The following is a 21,055-nucleotide window of genomic DNA, read 5'->3' as shown; positions in this document are numbered from 1 at the left end:
GGGTGCGGCCGCCTCGCTTTTTCATGCCCCGGGGCACCGGTGCCCCCGCGCCCCCTGCCTTCGTACGTCGGCCCTCCGTGCGTTTCGGGACAGCGGTACGGCCGCTCAGCAGCGCCCGCGGGCCGCGCGTTCCGCCGCGAAGACGTCCTCCAGGCGGAAGAGCTGCGCACGGCCCTGCCGTCCGGCGGGCCGGAGGCGTCCGAGCTGCACCCACTTGCGGATGGTCGCTGGGGCGACGGCGGCCTCCCGCGCGGCGAGCGCCCCGGTGATCAGCGGCTGGGTCGCGGCCTTCACCGTGCCTCCCCGGCGCTTCCCCGAGCGGGAGCGCGTTCGTCGAGGGCCACGCCGATCTCCCCGAGGTCGCCGCCGCCCGCCACCAGCGCGGCCCAGGCGTCCTCCCGCCAGACGTGCCGGAACGCGGGATCCGTACCGCAGTCGCACTCCTCGTCGGCGCACCGGCAGGCGGGGTTCACGCACAGCACCGCCCGCCGGACCGGGAACGCGCGCAGGGAGACGGACGCGCACCACGGGCAGCGTCCGCCGACCCTGACCATCGGCTCGCTGTCGCCCAGCGCGCGCCCGCAGCGCCGGGCCATCCGGCGCAGTTCGTCCCGGACATGGCCGGCGAGCACGGGATGCCCGGCGATCCGTCCGAGCAGGGCGCCGATACGGGTGAGCCGCTGCGCCACCCCGGCGCGGCGGGGCCGGCCGAGGCCCAGCTTCTCGTGCACCGCTTCGTCGAGTTCGGTCACGCCGTCGCTGATGTCCCGCAGCGCGTCCGAGACGTGCAGCCGCAGCGGCGCGGCGGAGTGGCCGGGAACGCTGAGGCCGTGGTCCCGCTCGACGGCGAGCGCGTCGCGGCGCTCCTCGCGGATACGGGCGTCACGGGCGGCCAGTTCGGCGGCGGTGGGTTCCGGGCGGTCGCCGGACCGCCCCGGGGTGCCGGGGGACAGCTCGACGAGCAGTTCGGGGAGCTGGCGCGCCAGCAGGGCGAGCCAGAGGGTGGAGTCGTGGGCCGGTGCGGGCGTGGTGGGTGCCATCAGCGTTCCCCTCGGAGCTGGGTGGTGTGCGGGGTGCGGGCGACCGGGCGGCCGTTGCGCCAGAGGCGTCCGGCGCTGACACCGTCGAACCAGTTGTCGGCGGGGGCCACGGTCTCCTCGCAGCGGCGCACGACAGGGCAGCGCGCGCAGGCGCGCAGGGCGGGCGCCGCGTCCCTCTCCCGGCGGGCGACGCGGGGGCAGTCCGGAGCAGGCGGCGGCCGAGCGCCACCACGAGGACCGCGGGTCGCGCTCGTCGTCGTCCACGGGGTGCGGGGCTAATGAGGTCATGCCCGCAGCGTGACATGTTGCGAGCGAGCGCGCAACAACATATCCCGTTGGCAGTACCGGCATCCGGGTCGTTCGTGTACGTAAAAGTCCACACAGGAACCACCTTGCGCGCGGGTAATTCTGCGCGCGCAAGCGCGCTAGGCTGTTGCGTGCTTCGGAGGGAGGCACCATTCATGACCATCGGCGAGCTCGACCGGTTCGCGAGCTGGGTCGAGGACCTGATCCGGCAGCGTGGCTACGACATCGACAGTCCCCGGGGCGGGGGGAAGTCCCGGCTGGCCGACGAGGCGGGCGTGCACCGCGCCGCCATCACCCGGCTGCTCCAGCGCCAGAGCATGCCGGACCTGGAGACCACCCGCCGCCTCGCGCACGTCCTGCGCGTACCGGTCCGGGACATGCTCATCCGCTCGGGCCGGCTCAGCGAGGAGGACCTGCCCCTCCCCGACCGGCCCCGCGCCGCGCCCACGGGTGCGGACGGCGGGGCCCGCAGGCTCACGCTGGAGGAGGCGGCGGCCGGACTCGGCGTGCCCGAGGACCAGCGCGACATGTTCATGCGGGTCGCCGGCCAGTTCCTACCGCCCCTCGCCGACCGGCATGACCGGAGGCAAATCGGGGAGTAGCGCCTGGTGGGTGCCGAGTAAGCTGCTGCGGCCTGTCTCCCTCCGCGCGCAGGCAGCGATGCCGGCGGCGGCGCCGCGCAGTGACGGGACGGGAAGAGGCAGACGCATGGTCGAGGGCGATGAGCGCTCCCGGCCGCCCGGCGACCCGGCCGCCCGCCCCGGCGCCGACCCGCCCTCTCCGAAGCCCGCGCCGCTCCCGCAGGACCTCCCCGGACTGCTCGCCTCGCTCGGCGAGTACCTCCAGGGGCACGGACCGGACGAACTGGTCGTGCTGCTGCGTACGGAGATCGAACGCCGCGAACTGCGCGCGTACGCGAACGGCTGGCGCGACGCGGCCGCCGAGTACGACCTGACCCTGCGCCGGGCCGACCAGGCGCGGCGCCTCTCGGTGGTCTCCCGCACCCCGGGCCGGGCCGCGGTCATCCCTTTCCCCCATGACGAGCACGACGAGCACGACACGCACGACACGCATGACGGGCACGCGGCCGACGACCCCGCCGACGACGCCACCGGAGAGGCCGCCGGCGCCGCGACCGACGGACCGGCCCCCGCGCCGTCCGCCGACGCGGCGGACCGGGACGCGGCGGCATCCCGAGCCGCCCCGGCCGCCCGCCGCCGCACCCGCGCCACCCTCGTCCCGAAGAGCCGCAGCTCCAAAGTTCCGACGATACCGAGGCTGCGCACGGCCCGGCCCTCCGCGCGCGAGGACCGCGACGAGGGCCGCGCCCCCTAACCTGCTGCCCGGCGTGTCCCGCGCGTGGGCATTTGTTTTGACCGGAGTCCATGAGGTAGGTACGCTCAGACCTTGTGCCTGGGGTGTGTCTGTGCTGCCGTGCGTGCTTGTGTCCGCATCGGTGAGCCAGGTCAGAACACACACCGCAACCTGTGACTTCTCCGCGTTCGCGGAGGCTTCCAGTGTTCGACACACCCGACCGCGTGGGCCGGGAGTGTTCCAGGTTAGTTTCACAGTGATCGGCACACAGAAACCGGAGAAGTAGTGCCTACGATCCAGCAGCTGGTCCGCAAGGGCCGGCAGGACAAGGTCGAGAAGAACAAGACGCCCGCACTTGAGGGTTCCCCTCAGCGTCGCGGCGTCTGCACGCGTGTGTTCACGACCACCCCGAAGAAGCCGAACTCGGCCCTGCGTAAGGTCGCGCGTGTGCGTCTGACCAGCGGGATCGAGGTCACTGCTTACATCCCGGGTGAGGGCCACAACCTGCAGGAGCACTCGATCGTGCTCGTGCGTGGCGGTCGTGTGAAGGACCTGCCGGGTGTTCGCTACAAGATCATCCGCGGTTCCCTCGACACGCAGGGCGTCAAGAACCGTAAGCAGGCTCGCAGCCGCTACGGCGCCAAGAAGGAGAAGTAAGAATGCCTCGTAAGGGCCCCGCCCCGAAGCGCCCGGTCATCATCGACCCGGTCTACAGCTCTCCTCTTGTCACGTCGCTGATCAACAAGATCCTGCTCGACGGCAAGCGTTCCACCGCCGAGCGCATCGTTTACGGCGCCATGGAAGGCCTCCGCGAGAAGACCGGCAACGACCCGGTCATCACGCTGAAGCGCGCGCTTGAGAACGTCAAGCCCTCGCTCGAGGTCAAGTCCCGCCGCGTCGGTGGCGCGACCTACCAGGTGCCGATCGAGGTCAAGCCCGGTCGTGCCGCCACCCTCGCGCTGCGCTGGGTCGTGGGTTACTCCCGCGCCCGCCGTGAGAAGACCATGACCGAGCGCCTCATGAACGAGCTGCTCGACGCCTCGAACGGTCTTGGCGCTGCCGTCAAGAAGCGTGAGGACACCCACAAGATGGCCGAGTCCAACAAGGCCTTCGCGCACTACCGCTGGTAGTCGCTACCCACATCGAGACCGAGAGAAGATTGAGCCTTATGGCCACCACTTCGCTTGACCTGGCCAAGGTCCGCAACATCGGGATCATGGCCCACATCGACGCGGGCAAGACGACCACCACCGAGCGGATCCTCTTCTACACCGGTGTGTCTTACAAGATCGGTGAAGTCCACGACGGCGCTGCCACGATGGACTGGATGGAGCAGGAGCAGGAGCGCGGCATCACGATCACGTCTGCCGCGACGACCTGTCACTGGCCGCTCAATGAGGTTGATCACACGATCAACATCATCGACACCCCGGGTCACGTCGACTTCACCGTCGAGGTGGAGCGTTCGCTCCGCGTCCTCGACGGCGCCGTCACCGTGTTCGACGGTGTGGCGGGCGTCGAGCCGCAGTCCGAGACCGTGTGGCGTCAGGCGGACCGCTACGGCGTGCCGCGCATCTGCTTCGTCAACAAGCTCGACCGCACCGGCGCCGAGTTCCACCGCTGCGTCGACATGATCGTCGACCGCCTCGGTGCGGTTCCGCTGGTCATGCAGCTCCCCATCGGTGCCGAGGCCGACTTCAAGGGCGTCGTCGACCTCGTGACGATGAAGGCCTTTGTCTGGTCCGCCGAGGCCGCCAAGGGCGAGATGTACGACATCGTCGACATCCCGGACACGCACACCGAGGCTGCCGACGAATGGCGCGGCAAGCTCCTCGAGGCCGTGGCCGAGAACGACGAAGAGATGATGGAGCTGTACCTGGAGGGCACCGAGCCCTCCGTGGACCAGCTGTACGCCGCCATCCGTCGTATCACCCTCGCCTCCAAGGGCAGCGCCGACTCCGTCACCGTCACCCCGGTGTTCTGCGGCACCGCGTTCAAGAACAAGGGCGTTCAGCCCCTGCTCGACGCGGTCGTCCGCTACCTGCCTTCCCCCCTGGACGTCGAGGCCATCGAGGGCCACGACGTCAAGGACCCCGAGCTGGTCGTTCAGCGCAAGCCGTCCGACGACGAGCCGTTCTCCGGTCTTGCATTCAAGATCATGAGCGACCCGCACCTCGGCAAGCTCACCTTCGTCCGGGTTTACTCGGGCCGCCTCGAGGCCGGCAGCTCCGTGCTGAACTCGGTCAAGGGCAAGAAGGAGCGCATCGGCAAGATCTACCGCATGCACGCGAACAAGCGTGAGGAGATCGCATCGGTGGGCGCCGGCGACATCATCGCCGTCATGGGCCTGAAGCAGACCACCACCGGTGAGACGCTGTGCGACGAGAAGAAGCCCGTGATCCTGGAGTCCATGGACTTCCCGGCTCCGGTCATCGAGGTCGCGATCGAGCCCAAGTCCAAGGGTGACCAGGAGAAGCTGGGTGTAGCCATCCAGCGTCTCTCGGAGGAGGACCCCTCCTTCCAGGTGCACACCAACGAGGAGACCGGCCAGACCGTCATCGGCGGTATGGGCGAGCTTCACCTCGAGGTTCTTGTCGACCGCATGAAGCGCGAGTTCCGCGTCGAGGCGAACGTCGGCAAGCCCCAGGTCGCTTACCGCGAGACGATCCGCAAGGCCGTCGAGCGTATCGACTACACGCACAAGAAGCAGACTGGTGGTACCGGCCAGTTCGCGAAGGTGCAGATCGCCCTTGAGCCCATCGAGGGTGGCGACGCCTCGTACGAGTTCGTCAACAAGGTCACCGGTGGCCGCATCCCCAGGGAGTACATCCCCTCGGTGGACGCGGGCGCGCAGGAAGCCATGCAGTTCGGCATCCTGGCCGGCTACGAGATGGTCGGCGTTCGCGTCACCCTTCTCGACGGTGGTTACCACGAGGTCGACTCCTCGGAGCTCGCCTTCAAGATCGCCGGTTCGCAGGCGTTCAAGGAGGGTGCCCGCAAGGCCTCTCCCGTGCTCCTCGAGCCGATGATGGCCGTCGAGGTCACCACGCCCGAGGACTACATGGGCGATGTCATCGGCGACCTCAACTCCCGCCGTGGCCAGATTCAGGCCATGGAGGAGCGCAGCGGCGCTCGCGTCGTGAAGGGCCTCGTGCCCCTCTCGGAGATGTTCGGCTACGTCGGAGACCTCCGCAGCAAGACCTCGGGTCGCGCAAGCTACTCGATGCAGTTCGACTCCTACGCCGAGGTTCCGCGGAACGTCGCCGAGGAGATCATCGCGAAGGCCAAGGGCGAGTAGCTCCCCCGAGTTGACGCTTTAGGCTTGACCCGACTGCCGGGGTTTCCCCCGCGACCCGCAAGGGAAGTCCCGGCCGTCGGCATCCCAGCAAAGATCACCTGGCGCCGATGAAGCAAGGCGTACAGAACCACTCCAGGAGGACCCAGTGGCGAAGGCGAAGTTCGAGCGGACTAAGCCGCACGTCAACATCGGCACCATCGGTCACATTGACCACGGTAAGACGACCCTCACGGCCGCCATTACCAAGGTGCTGCACGACGCGTACCCGGACCTGAACGAGGCCTCGGCCTTCGACCAGATCGACAAGGCTCCTGAGGAGCGCCAGCGCGGTATCACGATCTCGATCGCGCACGTCGAGTACCAGACGGAGTCGCGTCACTACGCGCACGTCGACTGCCCCGGTCACGCCGACTACATCAAGAACATGATCACGGGTGCGGCGCAGATGGACGGCGCCATCCTCGTGGTCGCGGCCACCGACGGCCCGATGCCGCAGACCAAGGAGCACGTGCTCCTGGCCCGCCAGGTAGGCGTGCCGTACATCGTCGTCGCGCTGAACAAGGCCGACATGGTGGACGACGAGGAGATCCTGGAGCTCGTCGAGCTCGAGGTCCGTGAGCTCCTCTCCGAGTACGAGTTCCCGGGCGACGACCTCCCGGTCGTCAAGGTCTCGGCGCTCAAGGCGCTCGAGGGCGACAAGGAGTGGGGCCAGACCGTCCTCGACCTGATGAAGGCCGTCGACGAGTCGATCCCGCAGCCCGAGCGCGACGTCGACAAGCCGTTCCTGATGCCGATCGAGGACGTCTTCACGATCACCGGTCGTGGCACCGTCGTCACCGGTCGTATCGAGCGTGGTGTGCTCAAGGTCAACGAGACCGTCGACATCGTCGGTATCAAGGAAGAGAAGACCACCACCACGGTCACCGGCATCGAGATGTTCCGCAAGCTGCTCGACGAGGGCCAGGCCGGTGAGAACGTCGGTCTGCTCCTCCGTGGCATCAAGCGCGAGGACGTCGAGCGCGGCCAGGTCATCATCAAGCCCGGTTCGGTCACGCCGCACACCGAGTTCGAGGCCCAGGCCTACATCCTGTCGAAGGACGAGGGTGGCCGTCACACCCCCTTCTTCAACAACTACCGCCCGCAGTTCTACTTCCGTACCACGGACGTGACCGGCGTCGTTACCCTCCCCGAGGGCACCGAGATGGTCATGCCGGGCGACAACACCATCATGACGGTCGCGCTGATCCAGCCGGTCGCCATGGAGGAGGGCCTCAAGTTCGCCATCCGTGAGGGTGGCCGGACCGTCGGCGCCGGCCAGGTCACCAAGATCACGAAGTAATTTCGTGGCTTGACCTGGTTGCTCCTGCACGAGCACCAAGAAGGGCCCCGGCCCCGCCGTTCGCGGCGGGTCCGGGGCCCTTCGGCTTTTCGGCGGCTCAGCTTTCGAGGGTGGCGAGGTACAGCAGCAGCGTGCCGCGGGTGAAGAGAACGCCGCGTTCGCCGTCGGGGAGCGGCTTGCCGTCGACATCCACGGCCGGCGTGCCCCGGCCGCCCGCGGAAGTCTCGTACTCCTGCTGCGCCGCGGACACGAAGCGGTCGTACTCACCCTTCTTGACGGCGGAGTCGAAGGCGGGCCCGCGCAGGCCCGGCACCTGCGAGGCCATGCGCAGCAGGAAGTCGTCGGTGTAGCCGTCCGTCGCCTCGTCGGGCTGGTTAGCGAACAGTACGGCGTGGTACTCCACGAACCTGTCCTCCTCCAGAGCCGCGCGCAGGGCGTTGGCGGCCCGCTTCGAACCGCTTCCCCCCAGCCGGTCGTCGAGAAAAGAGGCCAGGACGTACTCCGTCCGTACGTCGCCCAGCAGCGTGAGTTCACGCAGGTCCGCCGAGGCGCCCTCGACTTCGAACTCCTCGCACACCGGGCACCGCATGTCCTCGTACACACGGACCACCATCGAGGCGCGCGGATTGCCCACGACGACGGTGGTCCCGTCGTCCGACAGCGCCTCGGGCAGATCGGCGGCCGCACTGTAGCCGGCGGGCCTTTCGTACGGATTCGGCCTGCTGTCCCGAGGGTCGGCGCACGCCCCCACCGACAGGCCCAGTGCAGTGGTCAGGACCGGCAACAGCCAGGATCTTCGTCTCACCCGCATGAACATCGGTTCTTTCCCCTTCCCCGGCAGTGAGGAGGAGGACTCTACGGTGCGTTTCTGCTGGTGGTCATGGATGTCGCGGACCAGCGGAAGCGCCCCGGGGCCGCCAGAGCCAGGGGACCGCGTCCGGGGTCAGGCCGACCACGGCCGGGCCGTCCGGGCCCAGGTGCAGGACCGCGCCCTCCAGCGCCGCCCCCGTCCGGCGTACGACCTGCCCGTCCCGCAGCAGCTGGACCCGGCCCTCGCCGTCCCGCCCCAGCAGGACCGGTCCGGCCGGCGCCGGTACGGCGTCCACCGCGCCGTACCCGTCGAACCGCAGCCGCGCGGGACGGCCCCCGCCGACCCGCGCCGTCGTCAGCCGGTCCGACGCCGGCCGCCGGTAGACCAGGTCGATGCCGCCGCCCGGCGCCGCGAGGGCGGTGGGGGAGTCGCCCGGCGCGGGCAGGCCCGTGACCGGCCGCGCGCCCACCGGCCCGCCCCGCGTCTCCTGCGCCCAGTGGTGGACGGTCGTGCGCCCCGCCGCGAAGAGGTGGACCCGGCCGTCGGCGTCCACCACCGGGGCCAGCCCGTCCTGTATCTCCCCGCCGCCCAGGTCCCGCCACGGACTCCAGCGCCCGGCGGCGTCCCGCACACGCGTGCTGACGCCCTTGTCCGCGTTCCGTACGAAGAGGTGCACCCGCCCGTCCGGCCCGGCCACCGCCACGGGGGAGCCGATGCGCCGCCCCCTGTCCTGCCGGCTCTCCGGGTTGCCGAGACCGGTCCAGGCACCGAAACGACCGCCCGGCGTCCGCTGCTCCAGTACGACGATCTCGCGCGTGTTGGCGGCCCCGTGCCCCGCCAGCGCGGAGAACCGCAGCCCGAAGAGCAGCTGCCGGCCGTCGCCGAGTGTCGCCGCGCCGAGCACGGGCGCCAGCGGACCGCCCCCGAGATCGTCCGGCGGGCCCCACACGCCGCTGCCCCGTGCCGTCTCCCGCCGGCGCGCGAGGCGCAGCCCCAGCACGCCGTATGCCGTCAGACGTCCGTCGGGGCCGGTGGCGACGACCGTACGGGCGCCCGGGTAGCGGTAGTGCGTCGAGCGGACCCACCCCTTGGGGTTGGTGAGCGGGCGGTCCCCGCCCACGTTGTAGTCCCCGCAGCCCGCCGTGTTCCCGCACTCCCAGTCCGGAGCGCCGCCGTACGGCACCAGGTGCGCGGCCTTCTCCCTCAGCACCTCGGCGGGCAGGTTCTTCGGCCAGTGCCGGTTGTAGTACCCCCGGAAGGCGGTGGCGACGAAGCCCGGCACCGCGCCACCGCCCTGCGTGGCCTCCGCGACCCACCGGATCAGCGCGGCCCAGGCGAACGAGGCGACGGCTGTGTGGTCGGCGTGGTCGGAGTACCCCGGCTGCTCGCTGTCACGGCGGCGGGTCGCCTCGTCGCTGTGCTGGATGTCCGGGTCCGGATCGAGGGTCTGCACGACGGTGGGCCGGTAGCGCTCAAGCAGCCCCGCGAGTACGTCGACGAGCCCGTCGTAGTCGTACGATCCGGCCTCGCGCAGCGGCGAGCCGTCGGCCACGACGGTCCGCAGCGACAGCCCGCGCGCCTCCCAGAGGCTGGGCAGCCCCGCCCGGCCCCACCGGGTGTGCATGGCCAGGTTGAGGAAGACGAGCTCGACCCGGCGGCCCCGGTGCGTGAGCGTGTCGCGCTCGGCCCGGTGGCCCCCGCGCAGCGCGGTCACGGACCTCCGCCACGCGGTGAAACGGGGGAGGCCGAGCAGGGACGCGTACGCCTGGCGCAGGCCCTGCTGCCGGGCCGAGGAGTACGCCGCGCGGTCGGCCGGCTGCGGGCCCGCGCCGGGTATCCGGTTGACGCCGTTCGCCTCGCCCGCCGTGACGTACACGCAGACCACCGGGACGCCGGAGCCGAGCGTCCCCTGTGTGTCCGGGTTCATGAAGTACAGGTCGTCGTCCGGGTGGGCGAGTATCTGCATCAGCAGCGCGCGCCGGGGCCGGGACATCGGCTTGCCGGGCAGCGGATCGGGCGCGGGGCCGGTGCGGCGAGGGGCGGGGACGGAGCACGAGGCGAGCCCGAGGCCCGCGGCGGCAGCGGCGGTGGTGGTCAGCACCGCGCGTCGCCCGGGGCGGGGCCCCGGCAGGTCGCGTACGTCGTCCGGGCGCACGGGGCGGCCCTCGTTCGTGCTGCCCACGGCCCCGCGCTCCGTCTCCTGTGGCGCGGCCCGCCCCCCGTGGCCGGGCCGCGCAGGACTAGACGTGAGCAGGGGTGCCGGGGTTGCCCCGAGGAGAGCTCCGATTCCCGGAAGTGAGCGCTGCCACCGGCATACGGCCCACCGGCCGAGTGGCAGGGAAAGATCACCCTGCTTACGTTCGAGAAATGAATCTTCGTACTGCCGCGACAGCCGTGGTACTGGCTGCCGCCGCCTCACTCCCGTTGTCCGGCGTCTCGTACGCGCAGCCCGACCTCGACTGCAGCGACTTCACCTATCAGGAGGAGGCGCAGGCGGAGTTCGACCGGGACCCCAGCGACCCGTACCGGCTCGACGAGGACCCCGGGGACGACGACCGGATCGCCTGCGAGGCGCTGCCGAGCCGGGGCCAGATCGGCACGGCCACCGCCTCGCCCCGGCCGGTGGTCACCGTCACCACCACGACCACGACCACGCCCCCGGCCACGGCGTCGCCCACCACACCGGCGGCCACGGCGACAGCCACGGCCACGACCACGACCACGGCCACCCCCGCGACCCCCACCGTCACGGCGCCGGCCACCACCGAGGCACCCGTACAGCCCACCGCGTCCCCCACTCTCGGGGTCAGGGGCGGCGAGGGCGGGACCATGGACGACGGAACCAGCACCACCGAGACCGCCCTGGGCATCGGCCTCACGGCCGCCGCGGCGGCTCTGACCGTGGGTCTCGTGGCCGCGCGGCGGCGCCGTCGCCAAGCCAAGGACCTGTGACGGCGCTCAGGGCTACGGGTAGCGGGGCAGCTGCTCCGTCGAGATCGTCCACGCGCCGATGGTGACGTCCTCGCCGTACACGAAATCCTTCCGGGTGGCGTAGCGGGGGCCGTCCGGCGTGGAGTGGATGTCGGAGAGCACCGCGCCGGAGCCGGTACGCGGATCGAAGACCGCGTACACGGGAATGCCCAGCAAGGGGTAGTCCCTCATCTTGCTCACCCAGTCGTTGTCCGGATTGGACCGTGACACGACCTCGACGGCGGCGACGAGCGTACGAGGGTCGAAGGACCCCTCGCCCTCCATGTCCGCCTCGGCGATCACCATCACGTCGGGATGGCGCATGATGCCCTCGGCTGCCTCTTCCACGTCCGGCGTCCCCGTGTGGGCTACGAGCTCTTCCGGCAGAACCTTCTCCAGGCGCCGGCGCACGCGCAGCGTGGTGAGTTCGTGCGGCTTCGCGGGCGACATCATGTCGTGGACGATCCCTTCCTTGGTGATCTCGAACTTGCCGGGAAGGGTGTCGTCCATGGACTGAACGAACTCCCGCATCACCTGGTACAAGTGGCCGTCTCGCCGTGCGTCGTCCGGGGCGATGGTCATGGCGCTCGCTCCTCGTCTGTGCCCAGGGATGGGGTCGTTACCGCCATGCTAGGCGGCCCCCGTCAGGGCGGGTCGGCAGTCGCGGCAGCGGCCCGGCGAGGGCGCGCGGAAGGCGCGGTCGCAGTCCTCGCAGGTCTGGAACGGGTCCGGCCGTACCACCTTCGGCGCGGGCGGCAGAGGCGGCGGCAGCAGTGTGGGGAGCCGGTGCGCCAGCAGGGCCGCGGGGTGGCGCGGCTGCTCGGGAAGGTTCGCGGCCAGGGCGGCGCGTACGGCGTCGGGGGCGGCCCCGCGCTCCAGCCAGGCGGCGACGGCGGGCGCGAGCCGGTGCACGTCCCGCTCGGCGAGAAGCAGGCGCGGGTCGTCCCGGCGCAGGTCCGCGAGCAGCGCGGCGGCGGCGCGGCCACGCACCGGGTCCTCGGTACGGGGCCGGGGGAGGGGCGGGGCGACGCGGCGGGGCTGGGGTGCGGGTGCCGCTTCGGCTGCCGGTGCCGAGTCCTCCTCCGCCGGGAGCGGGCGTACGTCGACGGGGGCGGACGGGGGCGCGGCCTGCCTGGGGCGCAGGGCCGGGGGTGCGGGCCGCTTCGGCCTGGGCACCGGGTCGCCGGCGGGGCGGCTCTGCTCCGGTTGGTTGTACGACACCGTGTGGGTGATGATCCGGCCGTTCGGCAGCCGCTCCCGGGTGCGTTCCAGGTAGCCGTGCGCCTCCAGCTCGCGCAGCGCGGCGGCGATGCGCGCCTCGCCCTCCGGGAACCGGTCCGCCAGGCACTTGATGCCGATACGGGCCCCGGCGGGCAGCGACTGGATGTGCGCGGCGAGCCCGATCGCGACGAGCGTCAGTTCGCGGTGCTGGGTGAGGTGGTTCCCGACCACGGTGTAGCGGCGGGTGTGCGGGGTGTTCGCGTGGACGACGCCGGAACCGGAGCGGGCGGCGGCGCGGGGAACGCCGGACGAGGCGCGCGAGGGCGCGCTAAGGTGCTGAACATCCATCGGGAAGGTGCTTCTTCCTTGGTGGTCAGGCCCTCGTTCGGGATTGCCGTCCCGGCCGGGGGCCGTCGCATGTCTGCGGTTGTCGCCGAGAGCATATGCCCGGCAACCGGCCCGAAACCTAGCCCAGTTGGCGAACGCCACCCGTGTGGGTGACGGGGAGGCTGGTGGGGTTGGGAGGGGTTTTCACTCCCGGGGATTGAGAGCCTTAGACGTCCCGCCGACCCGCGTCGCGCCGACCCGCGTCGCGGCCCACCGCATCGCGACCCACCGCGACCCGGTGAGGGGCGTCGTAAGGATGATTTCCCAGCTCCCATCACCCAGCGTGTCCGTCTGCGCCTACGCTGCACAGCGATGACGCCTGCACGGAAAGTGACCGTCCGGCTGTGCCGGATCACGTCATGCCGGCACTCCGTGCAGGCGCGGATGGGTACGTCGGAAGTGGGTGTCTCGCATGGGCGGCGGCGGTACGGACTACACGGCGGACGGGGCGGACGGCCCCGGCTGGGACCCCGGCCTTGAGGACGACTCGACGGCCGTCCTCAAGGCGGTGAGCCGCCAGCTCAAGCTGTGGCGCGAGGCTGCGGGGCTGCGGCAGGCGGAGTTCGGCGCGGTCATCGGATACAGCGAGGACCTGGTATCGGCGGTGGAACGCGGCCGGCGCATCCCGCAGCCGGAGTACCTGGACCGCGCGGACGAGGCCCTGGGCGCGGGCGGCAGGATCTCCGCGATGAAGAAGGACGTGGAGGAGGCCAGGTACCCGAAGAAGGTCCGTGACCTGGCCAAGCTGGAGGGGGAGGCGGGGGAGCTTGGCGCCTACGGCAACACCGTTGTGCACGGCTTGTTGCAGACGGAGGAGTACGCCCGAGCCTTGTTCGGCCTGCGGCGCCCCTCCTATGGAGAGGAACACCTTGAACGACTGGTAGCTGCCCGAATGGCCAGGCAGTCGCTCTTCGAGCAACGGCCGGCACCTCTCCTCACGTTCGTCCAGGAAGAAGCTCTTCTTCGACGGCCGATCGGGGGGAGAATGGCGCTGCGGCGCCAGCTCGAACACCTGCTTGAGGTAGGGCAGTTGCGCCACGTTGAGATCCAGGTGATGCCGACCGCTTGTGAGGATCACGCCGGACTCGGTGGCTCGCTCCAACTGCTGAAACTCAGGGACGGCACCACGGTGGGGCACAACGAAGTCCAACTCACCAGCCGCCTGATCTCCGATCCGAAGGAGGTCCAGGTCCTGGAGATGCGCTATGGAATGATCCGGGCGCAGGCTCTCACTCCACGGGAGTCACTGGCCTTCATCGAGAAAGTGCTGGGAGAGACATGACTCGCAAGCCCGCAGTCGGAGATGTTGCCGAGCTGGAGTGGTTCAAGAGCAGCTACAGCACCAACGACGGCCCTGAGTGTGTCGAAGTCGCCTGGACCAAGAGCAGCTACAGCGGTAGTGACACCAACCACTGCGTCGAGACGGCCACCGGCTGCGGCATCGTCCACGTCCGCGACTCCAAGAACGTACGCGGCCCGCGGCTCGGGTTCGCACCGGGCGCGTGGGCCGACTTCGTGGCGTACGCTTCCACGAGCTGACGCGCGGACCACCGAGCCCCTGCCCCCGCAGCTTCGCGGGACAAGGGCTCGGGCCGCTTCAGGGGCCCGTCACTCCTCGGCGAACAGCTCCTCCGCCGAGGTGGCGGTGATGGCCCGGTCGAACCAGACGCTGAGCGTGTCGAGGTCGGTGCAGTCGGTGATGCGGTCGCGGGCTTCTTCGGGGACCTCGATGCCCCGCTTCGTCAGCAGCAGGACGATGTCCTCTGCCCGGCCCTCTGCCCGGCCCTCGGCTCGCCCCTCACCCCGCAGGCGCTGCGCGGTCTCCGAGCGGAAGAAGGAGAGGTCGACGGCCATCAGGTCCCTCCAGATCTGAGCTGCCGGGGCGGTGCCCAGGCCCTGTTCGGTGAGTTCGATGAAGATGCTTGCGGTGTCTTCGTCCACGGTCTTCAAGGCGGCGGCCAGCGCTCTCAGTATCGCACCGGCGTCCGGGTCCTTCCCGTGCGTGATCGCGGAGAACGCGGCGAGAGGGATGTCGGCGGCGGCCGTGACGGGATCCTTGATCGCCGGCACGTTGTGGGGGCCGAGGACCAGGGGACGCAAGGTCAGAGCGGGCCACTGCGGCGGGCCGATGTCGACCGGTGCCGAGGCCCATGCCGCGGTGTTCTTGTCCTGGCACACGACGAGGAGTACTGCCGGGACGCCGTACTTGGCGTTGAGATGAGCCAGGTAGTACGCCCAGCTGGCGAGCTTGGCGGGATCCTTCTTGCCCTGGGCCTCGACGGCCAGCAGGAAGCTGCTGTCCGCTTCGGCGGTGTCGAAGCGCAGGAGGGTGTCCACACGGCGTTCCAATGGACTGTTCTCGGTGAGGTCGGTGGGGAGCAGGGAAACGGCGACGGGGTCGTCGAAAGGGAGCCCGAGTGTCCGGAAGGTGCGGGTGAAAACGCCCGGAGCCTCCTGGAAGATCCGGTGCATCGCCTCGTGCGAGGAACTGACCATGGCATATGACGCTATGGACTTACCGGCCCCCCGTTCGCCCGAATCGGGGGTGTTCACCCGGTCGGGTGGGGCGGTGCGGCGCGCCCGGGGTGCGGGTCGGTTTGACGTTCGTCACGTACGGGGTAATCTCTTGCGCCCGATTGGCGCGGGCTGTGCCCCGTATGGCAGACTGTCGGGGTTGCTCGGTTGAGTGCCGATGCTGCGCGCCTCCCGTCGGGAGGACCGGAAGCGAGTCCCACAGTACTCGTCGCCCTAACTGCCCCTCCGGGCAGCGCTGGGGCGGACGTACGGGAATCTTTCGGGAAGCGTCAGCGGGGCTGAGACCAGGCGCCCGGTGGGTGTTTCTTCCCCGGACCAGCGGTCGCGGACCGCATCCCCTGCTTCAGGGAAAACCTTCGGGATTTCGTACTGGCGAGGATGCGACACGCCCGACCGCGTGGGTCGGAGAAGAGCGGTGCTGACAAAGACAGCCCCCGGGTCCCAGAGCGTTTCGAGAGAACAGGACTACTAGGTAGCCATGGCGGGACAGAAGATCCGCATCCGGCTCAAGGCCTACGACCACGAGGTCATCGACTCTTCGGCGAAGAAGATCGTCGAGACGGTGACTCGCACTGGTGCGTCGGTCGCGGGCCCGGTGCCGCTGCCCACAGAGAAGAACGTGTACTGCGTCATCAAGTCGCCGCACAAGTACAAGGATTCTCGCGAGCACTTCGAGATGCGCACGCACAAGCGCCTCATCGACATCCTCGACCCCACCCCCAAGACCGTTGACTCGCTGATGCGCCTGGACCTTCCGGCCGGCGTTGACATCGAGATCAAGCTCTGAGGGGCGCGGAGATGGCTAAGCAGATTAAGGGAATCCTGGGCGAGAAGCTCGGCATGACCCAGGTCTGGGACGAGAACAACCGGGTTGTCCCGGTGACCGTCGTCAAGGCCGGGCCGAATGTCGTGACCCAGGTACGTACGAACGACACCGACGGCTACGAGTCGGTCCAGATCGCCTTCGGCGAGATCGACCCTCGCAAGGTGAACAAGCCCCTCAAGGGCCACTTCGCCAAGGCCGACGTGACCCCGCGCCGCCACCTGGTGGAGCTCCGTACCTCCGACGCCAGCGAGTACACGCTCGGCCAGGAGATCACTGCCGAGGTGTTCGAGTCCGGCGTCAAGGTTGACGTCACGGGCAAGAGCAAGGGCAAGGGCTTCGCCGGTGTCATGAAGCGTCACAACTTCGCCGGTGGCAAGGCTTCCCACGGTGCCCACCGCGTGCACCGCAAGCCTGGTTCCATCGGTGGCTGTGCCACCCCCGGCCGTGTCTTCAAGGGCATGCGCATGGCGGGTCGCATGGGCAACGAGCGGGTCACCACCCAGAACCTGACCGTCCACGCCGTTGACGCCGAGAAGGGTCTGCTGCTCATCAAGGGCGCCGTCCCCGGCCCCAACGGTGGCCTCGTCCTGGTCCGCACCGCGGCCAAGGGGGTTTGAGGAACCGATGAGCACCATTGACATCCTTTCGCCGGCAGGCGACAAGGCCGGGACGGTCGAGCTCCCCGCGGAGATCTTCGACGCCAAGGTCAGCATTCCGCTGATCCACCAGGTCGTTGTCGCACAGCTGGCCGCTGCCCGTCAGGGCACGCACAAGACCAAGCGTCGCGGCGAAGTCCGCGGTGGCGGCAAGAAGCCGTACCGCCAGAAGGGCACCGGCCGCGCCCGTCAGGGTTCGACCCGCGCCCCGCAGTTCGCCGGCGGTGGCGTCGTCCACGGCCCGCAGCCGCGTGACTACTCGCAGCGCACGCCCAAGAAGATGAAGGCCGCCGCTCTGCGTGGCGCCCTCACCGACCGGGCGCGCAACGCTCGCATCCACGTCGTCTCCGGCGTGGTCGAGGGTGCGGTTTCCACGAAGGCCGCGAAGTCCCTGCTGGGCAAGGTCAGCGAGCGCAAGCACGTGCTCCTGGTCGCCGAGCGTTCGGACGAGGCCGCGTGGCTGTCCGCCCGCAACCTGCCCCAGGTGCACCTCCTGGAGCCGGGCCAGCTGAACACGTACGACGTGCTCGTCTCTGACGACGTGGTCTTCACCAAGGCCGCTTTCGAGTCTTTCGTGTCTGGCCCCACCAAGGCCGATGAGACCGAAGGGAGCGACGTCTGATGGCTGAGGCGACCGTAACCAGCAAGACCTTCACGGACCCGCGCGACGTCCTCGTCAAGCCGGTTGTTTCCGAGAAGAGCTACGCGCTGCTCGACGAGAACAAGTACACGTTCATCGTCGCGCCCGGCTCCAACAAGACGCAGATCAAGCAGGCCGTCCAGGCGGTCTTCGGGGTCAAGGTCACCGGGGTCAACACGATCAACCGGCAGGGTAAGCGCAAGCGCACCAAGACCGGCTTCGGCAAGCGCGCCGACACCAAGCGCGCCATCGTGACCCTCGCCGAGGGCGACCGTATCGACATCTTCGGCGGCCCGACCTCCTGACGGAGGTCGAGTCGTCCGGAATCGGACGAGGACTGAGAAATGGGAATCCGCAAGTACAAGCCGACTACGCCGGGCCGCCGTGGCTCCTCCGTAGCCGACTTTGTCGAGATCACGCGGTCCACGCCGGAGAAGTCGCTGGTCCGCCCCCTGCACAGCAAGGGCGGCCGTAACAACGCCGGTCGGATCACCGTTCGCCACCAGGGTGGCGGACACAAGCGCGCCTACCGCGTGATCGACTTCCGTCGTCACGACAAGGACGGCGTGCCGGCGAAGGTCGCTCACATCGAGTACGACCCGAACCGCACCGCGCGCATCGCGCTGCTGCACTACGCAGACGGCGAGAAGCGCTACATCATCGCACCGCGTGGCCTGTCGCAGGGTGACCGGATTGAGAACGGCCCCACGGCCGACATCAAGCCCGGCAACAACCTCGCGCTGCGCAACATCCCGGTCGGTACGACCATCCACGCCATCGAGCTGCGGCCCGGCGGCGGCGCGAAGTTCGCCCGTTCCGCGGGTGCCTCCGTGCAGCTGCTGGCGAAGGAGGGCACCATGGCCCACCTTCGTATGCCGTCCGGCGAGATCCGGCTGGTCGACGCCCGCTGCCGCGCCACGATCGGCGAGGTCGGCAACGCCGAGCAGTCGAACATCAACTGGGGCAAGGCCGGCCGTATGCGCTGGAAGGGCGTACGCCCGACCGTCCGCGGTGTCGCGATGAACCCGGTTGACCACCCGCACGGTGGTGGTGAGGGCAAGACTTCCGGTGGTCGCCACCCGGTCAGCCCGTGGGGTCAGAAGGAGGGTCGTACTCGCTCGCCGAAGAAGGCATCGAGCAAGTACATCGTCCGCCGCCGCAAGACGAACAAGAAGCGCTAGGAGCGGGTTTAGATGCCGCGCAGTCTCAAGAAGGGGCCCTTCGTCGACGGACACCTCATCAAGAAGGTGGACGTACAGAACGAGGCAGGCACCAAGAACGTCATCAAGACCTGGTCCCGGCGCTCGATGATCATTCCCAGCATGCTGGGTCACACCATCGCGGTGCACAACGGCAAGATTCACGTCCCGGTGTTCGTCACCGAGTCGATGGTCGGCCACAAGCTCGGCGAGTTTGCGCCGACCCGCACCTTCCGCGGCCACGTCAAGGACGACCGCAAGTCGAAGCGCCGCTAAGGCGGGGTGCGATGACTATGAACGACACCGAAGGGACAACCATGGAAGCCAGGGCCCAGGCGCGGTACATCCGCGTCACGCCCATGAAGGCCCGCCGCGTGGTGGACCTTATCCGTGGCATGGATGCCACGGAGGCCCAGGCGGTCCTGCGTTTCGCCCCGCAGGCCGCCAGCGTGCCGGTCGGCAAGGTGCTTGACAGCGCCATTGCCAACGCCGCGCACAACTACGACCACACGGACGCCTCCTCGCTGGTCATCAGCGAGGCGTACGTCGACGAGGGCCCGACCCTGAAGCGGTTCCGTCCGCGCGCTCAGGGCCGTGCCTACCGGATCCGCAAGCGGACCAGCCACATCACCGTGGTCGTCAGCAGCAAGGAAGGTTCCCGGTAATGGGCCAGAAGGTAAACCCGCACGGGTTCCGGCTCGGCATCACCACGGACTTCAAGTCCCGTTGGTACGCCGACAAGCTGTACAAGGACTACGTCAAGGAAGACGTCGCCATCCGCAGGATGATGACGTCCGGCATGGAGCGCGCCGGCATCTCGAAGGTGGAGATCGAGCGCACCCGTGACCGCGTGCGTGTGGACATCCACACCGCTCGTCCGGGCATCGTCATCGGCCGCCGTGGCGCCGAGGCCGACCGCATCCGCGGTGACCTCGAGAAGCTCACGGGCAAGCAGGTCCAGCTGAACATCCTCGAGGTCAAGAACCCCGAGATGGACGCTCAGCTGGTCGCCCAGGCCGTTGCCGAGCAGCTCTCCTCCCGCGTCTCCTTCCGTCGCGCCATGCGTAAGAGCATGCAGGGCACGATGAAGGCCGGCGCCAAGGGCATCAAGATCCAGTGTGGTGGCCGTCTCGGCGGCGCCGAGATGTCCCGGTCCGAGTTCTACCGCGAGGGTCGTGTGCCGCTGCACACGCTGCGCGCGAACGTGGACTACGGCTTCTTCGAGGCCAAGACCACCTTCGGCCGTATCGGCGTGAAGGTCTGGATCTACAAGGGCGACGTCAAGAACATCGCCGAGGTCCGTGCCGAGAACGCCGCGGCCCGTGCGGGTAACCGCCCGGCCCGTGGTGGCGGCGCGGCCGACCGTCCGGCCGGTGGCCGTGGCGGACGTGGTGGCGAGCGTGGCGGCCGCGGCCGCAAGCCGCAGCAGGGCGCACCGGCAGCAGAGGCCCCCAAGGCCGACGCTCCCGCCGCCGCTGCTCCGGCTGAGAGCACCGGAACGGAGGCCTGACCGAAATGCTGATCCCTCGTAGGGTCAAGCACCGCAAGCAGCACCACCCCAAGCGCCGTGGTATGGCGAAGGGTGGCACTGAGGTCGCATTCGGCGAGTACGGCATCCAGGCGCTGACCCCGGCCTACGTGACGAACCGCCAGATCGAGGCTGCTCGTATCGCGATGACCCGCCACATCAAGCGTGGCGGCAAGGTCTGGATCAACATCTACCCGGACCGCCCCCTGACGAAGAAGCCTGCCGAGACCCGCATGGGTTCCGGTAAGGGTTCTCCCGAGTGGTGGATCGCGAACGTGCACCCGGGCCGGGTCATGTTCGAGCTGTCCTACCCGAACGAGAAGATTGCTCGTGAGGCGCTCACCCGCGCTGCTCACAAGCTTCCGATGAAGTGCCGGATTGTTCGGCGCGAGGCAGGTGAGTCGTGATGGCGGCCGGTACCAAGGCGACCGAGCTGCGCGAGCTCAACGACGAGGACCTCGTCGCGAAGCTCCGTGAGGCCAAGGAAGAACTGTTCAACCTCCGCTTCCAGGCGGCGACCGGACAGCTCGAGAACCACGGCCGGCTCAAGTCCGTCCGTAAGGACATCGCCCGGATCTACACCCTGATGCGCGAGCGCGAGCTGGGCATCGAGACGGTGGAGAGCGCCTGATGAGCGAGAAGAATGTGACTGAGACGACTGAGCAGCGCGGATTCCGCAAGACCCGTGAGGGTCTCGTCGTCAGCGACAAGATGGACAAGACCGTCGTCGTCGCTGTCGAGGATCGCGTCAAGCACGCCCTGTACGGCAAGGTCATCCGCCGTACGAACAAGCTCAAGGCTCACGACGAGTCCAACGCCGCAGGCGTCGGCGACCGCGTCCTCATCATGGAGACGCGTCCGCTGTCGGCGAGCAAGCGCTGGCGCATCGTCGAGATCCTCGAGAAGGCCAAGTAGGTAATTCCCGCAAGGGAATTCCGATAGACACGCCTTAGAGGGGTTTCCTTCTAAGTAGTTCCGCCAGGCT

The 21,055-nt window shown here is 69.3% G+C and carries 27 protein-coding genes; 20 read left to right on the top strand and 7 right to left on the bottom strand.

All coding sequences use genetic code 11. From position 1 onward, the window contains the following. Positions 1-105 precede the first annotated feature (105 nt). Positions 106-294, bottom strand: coding sequence for a hypothetical protein (locus ACWGH0_RS15375; protein ID WP_453404623.1), 189 nt, complete (start codon positions 292-294; stop codon positions 106-108). Next, the gene (locus ACWGH0_RS15370) at positions 291-1,040 is read right to left on the bottom strand and encodes a hypothetical protein (RefSeq protein WP_453404622.1); all 750 of its coding nucleotides are present in this window, start codon (positions 1,038-1,040) and stop codon (positions 291-293) included. The genes ACWGH0_RS15375 and ACWGH0_RS15370 overlap by 4 nt, the downstream gene beginning before the upstream one ends. Before the next feature lie 461 nt (positions 1,041-1,501). On the opposite strand from ACWGH0_RS15370, the gene ACWGH0_RS15365 reads away from it, so the two are divergent. The 6 genes from ACWGH0_RS15365 to tuf all read left to right on the top strand — a co-directional run bounded on the left by ACWGH0_RS15365 (position 1,502) and on the right by tuf (position 7,297). Next, positions 1,502-1,948, top strand: coding sequence for a helix-turn-helix domain-containing protein (locus ACWGH0_RS15365; protein WP_453404621.1), 447 nt, complete (start codon positions 1,502-1,504; stop codon positions 1,946-1,948). A 106-nt stretch (positions 1,949-2,054) separates the two neighbouring features. Continuing rightward, positions 2,055-2,681 carry a hypothetical protein gene (locus ACWGH0_RS15360; RefSeq protein ID WP_453404620.1) on the top strand — a complete coding sequence of 209 codons (627 nt, stop codon included), beginning with the start codon at positions 2,055-2,057 and terminating at the stop codon, positions 2,679-2,681. Between the two features lie 264 nt (positions 2,682-2,945). Further along, positions 2,946-3,317, top strand: a complete 372-nt coding sequence (rpsL, locus tag ACWGH0_RS15355) for a 30S ribosomal protein S12 (RefSeq protein WP_003948652.1) — start codon at positions 2,946-2,948, stop codon at positions 3,315-3,317. A 2-nt stretch (positions 3,318-3,319) separates the two neighbouring features. Further along, positions 3,320-3,790 carry a 30S ribosomal protein S7 gene (rpsG, locus tag ACWGH0_RS15350; protein ID WP_028812383.1) on the top strand — a complete coding sequence of 157 codons (471 nt, stop codon included), beginning with the start codon at positions 3,320-3,322 and terminating at the stop codon, positions 3,788-3,790. Positions 3,791-3,828: 38 nt separating this feature from the next. Then, the gene (fusA, locus tag ACWGH0_RS15345) at positions 3,829-5,958 is read left to right on the top strand and encodes an elongation factor G (protein WP_453404619.1); all 2,130 of its coding nucleotides are present in this window, start codon (positions 3,829-3,831) and stop codon (positions 5,956-5,958) included. Positions 5,959-6,103: 145 nt separating this feature from the next. Beyond that, positions 6,104-7,297 carry an elongation factor Tu gene (gene tuf / locus ACWGH0_RS15340; RefSeq protein WP_069927451.1) on the top strand — a complete coding sequence of 398 codons (1,194 nt, stop codon included), beginning with the start codon at positions 6,104-6,106 and terminating at the stop codon, positions 7,295-7,297. A gap of 97 nt (positions 7,298-7,394) precedes the next feature. On the opposite strand, the gene ACWGH0_RS15335 is transcribed toward tuf, so the two are convergent. After that, positions 7,395-8,102, bottom strand: a complete 708-nt coding sequence (locus tag ACWGH0_RS15335; protein WP_453404618.1) for a DsbA family protein — start codon at positions 8,100-8,102, stop codon at positions 7,395-7,397. Positions 8,103-8,175: 73 nt separating this feature from the next. Then, positions 8,176-10,101, bottom strand: a complete 1,926-nt coding sequence (locus ACWGH0_RS15330; RefSeq protein ID WP_453404626.1) for a PIG-L family deacetylase — start codon at positions 10,099-10,101, stop codon at positions 8,176-8,178. A gap of 374 nt (positions 10,102-10,475) precedes the next feature. Here ACWGH0_RS15330 and ACWGH0_RS15325 point away from each other — a divergent pair, with 374 nt between their 5' ends. After that, complete coding sequence (locus ACWGH0_RS15325) at positions 10,476-11,060, top strand: excalibur calcium-binding protein (RefSeq protein ID WP_453404617.1); 585 nt, start codon at positions 10,476-10,478, stop codon at positions 11,058-11,060. A 12-nt stretch (positions 11,061-11,072) separates the two neighbouring features. Here the strand turns inward: ACWGH0_RS15325 and ACWGH0_RS15320 are convergent, their stop codons facing one another. Further along, positions 11,073-11,660 (bottom strand): Uma2 family endonuclease, encoded by a 588-nt coding sequence (locus ACWGH0_RS15320; RefSeq protein ID WP_453404616.1) that lies wholly within the window; start codon positions 11,658-11,660, stop codon positions 11,073-11,075. 48 nt (positions 11,661-11,708) lie between these two features. After that, positions 11,709-12,647: a helix-turn-helix domain-containing protein gene (locus ACWGH0_RS15315; RefSeq protein WP_453404615.1), complete on the bottom strand. Its 939-nt coding sequence runs from the start codon at positions 12,645-12,647 to the stop codon at positions 11,709-11,711. Positions 12,648-13,098: 451 nt separating this feature from the next. Here ACWGH0_RS15315 and ACWGH0_RS15310 point away from each other — a divergent pair, with 451 nt between their 5' ends. Beyond that, positions 13,099-13,968 (top strand): helix-turn-helix domain-containing protein, encoded by an 870-nt coding sequence (locus ACWGH0_RS15310; RefSeq protein WP_453404614.1) that lies wholly within the window; start codon positions 13,099-13,101, stop codon positions 13,966-13,968. Next, complete coding sequence (locus ACWGH0_RS15305) at positions 13,965-14,225, top strand: DUF397 domain-containing protein (protein ID WP_453404613.1); 261 nt, start codon at positions 13,965-13,967, stop codon at positions 14,223-14,225. The genes ACWGH0_RS15310 and ACWGH0_RS15305 overlap by 4 nt, the downstream gene beginning before the upstream one ends. 69 nt (positions 14,226-14,294) lie before the next feature. On the opposite strand, the gene ACWGH0_RS15300 is transcribed toward ACWGH0_RS15305, so the two are convergent. Then, positions 14,295-15,182 (bottom strand): hypothetical protein, encoded by an 888-nt coding sequence (locus ACWGH0_RS15300; protein WP_453404612.1) that lies wholly within the window; start codon positions 15,180-15,182, stop codon positions 14,295-14,297. Between the two features lie 517 nt (positions 15,183-15,699). On the opposite strand from ACWGH0_RS15300, the gene rpsJ reads away from it, so the two are divergent. From rpsJ to rpsQ, 11 genes are read left to right on the top strand one after another with little or no spacing between them, the layout of a single operon-like run. After that, positions 15,700-16,008 carry a 30S ribosomal protein S10 gene (gene rpsJ / locus ACWGH0_RS15295; protein ID WP_003948644.1) on the top strand — a complete coding sequence of 103 codons (309 nt, stop codon included), beginning with the start codon at positions 15,700-15,702 and terminating at the stop codon, positions 16,006-16,008. Between the two features lie 11 nt (positions 16,009-16,019). Continuing rightward, on the top strand, positions 16,020-16,664 hold the full coding sequence (gene rplC / locus ACWGH0_RS15290) for a 50S ribosomal protein L3 (RefSeq protein ID WP_069927448.1): 645 nt from the start codon (positions 16,020-16,022) through the stop codon (positions 16,662-16,664). 7 nt (positions 16,665-16,671) lie between these two features. Further along, a complete protein-coding gene (rplD, locus tag ACWGH0_RS15285; RefSeq protein WP_453404611.1) occupies positions 16,672-17,325 on the top strand; it encodes a 50S ribosomal protein L4 in 654 nt (217 codons plus the stop codon). Then, complete coding sequence (gene rplW, locus ACWGH0_RS15280) at positions 17,325-17,648, top strand: 50S ribosomal protein L23 (RefSeq protein WP_138901390.1); 324 nt, start codon at positions 17,325-17,327, stop codon at positions 17,646-17,648. The genes rplD and rplW overlap by 1 nt, the downstream gene beginning before the upstream one ends. Before the next feature lie 39 nt (positions 17,649-17,687). Beyond that, positions 17,688-18,524 carry a 50S ribosomal protein L2 gene (rplB, locus tag ACWGH0_RS15275; protein WP_138901389.1) on the top strand — a complete coding sequence of 279 codons (837 nt, stop codon included), beginning with the start codon at positions 17,688-17,690 and terminating at the stop codon, positions 18,522-18,524. A gap of 12 nt (positions 18,525-18,536) precedes the next feature. Continuing rightward, the gene (rpsS, locus tag ACWGH0_RS15270) at positions 18,537-18,818 is read left to right on the top strand and encodes a 30S ribosomal protein S19 (RefSeq protein ID WP_028812373.1); all 282 of its coding nucleotides are present in this window, start codon (positions 18,537-18,539) and stop codon (positions 18,816-18,818) included. Between the two features lie 41 nt (positions 18,819-18,859). Continuing rightward, the gene (rplV, locus tag ACWGH0_RS15265) at positions 18,860-19,207 is read left to right on the top strand and encodes a 50S ribosomal protein L22 (RefSeq protein WP_028812372.1); all 348 of its coding nucleotides are present in this window, start codon (positions 18,860-18,862) and stop codon (positions 19,205-19,207) included. After that, on the top strand, positions 19,207-20,052 hold the full coding sequence (gene rpsC, locus ACWGH0_RS15260) for a 30S ribosomal protein S3 (RefSeq protein WP_028812371.1): 846 nt from the start codon (positions 19,207-19,209) through the stop codon (positions 20,050-20,052). The genes rplV and rpsC overlap by 1 nt, the downstream gene beginning before the upstream one ends. A 5-nt stretch (positions 20,053-20,057) precedes the next feature. After that, positions 20,058-20,477, top strand: a complete 420-nt coding sequence (gene rplP, locus ACWGH0_RS15255; RefSeq protein ID WP_028812370.1) for a 50S ribosomal protein L16 — start codon at positions 20,058-20,060, stop codon at positions 20,475-20,477. Continuing rightward, a complete protein-coding gene (gene rpmC, locus ACWGH0_RS15250) occupies positions 20,477-20,701 on the top strand; it encodes a 50S ribosomal protein L29 (RefSeq protein ID WP_028812369.1) in 225 nt (74 codons plus the stop codon). Before rplP ends, rpmC begins: the two co-directional genes overlap by 1 nt. Beyond that, entirely contained in the window at positions 20,701-20,985 is a 285-nt protein-coding gene (rpsQ, locus tag ACWGH0_RS15245) for a 30S ribosomal protein S17 (protein ID WP_028812368.1), read from the top strand. Before rpmC ends, rpsQ begins: the two co-directional genes overlap by 1 nt. Positions 20,986-21,055: the final 70 nt, after the last annotated feature.

It is taken from the genome of Streptomyces sp. NPDC054887, assembly GCF_053610585.1.
The sequence above is the reverse complement of the archived record's forward strand: the minus strand, read 5'-3'. Positions and strand labels throughout refer to the sequence as shown.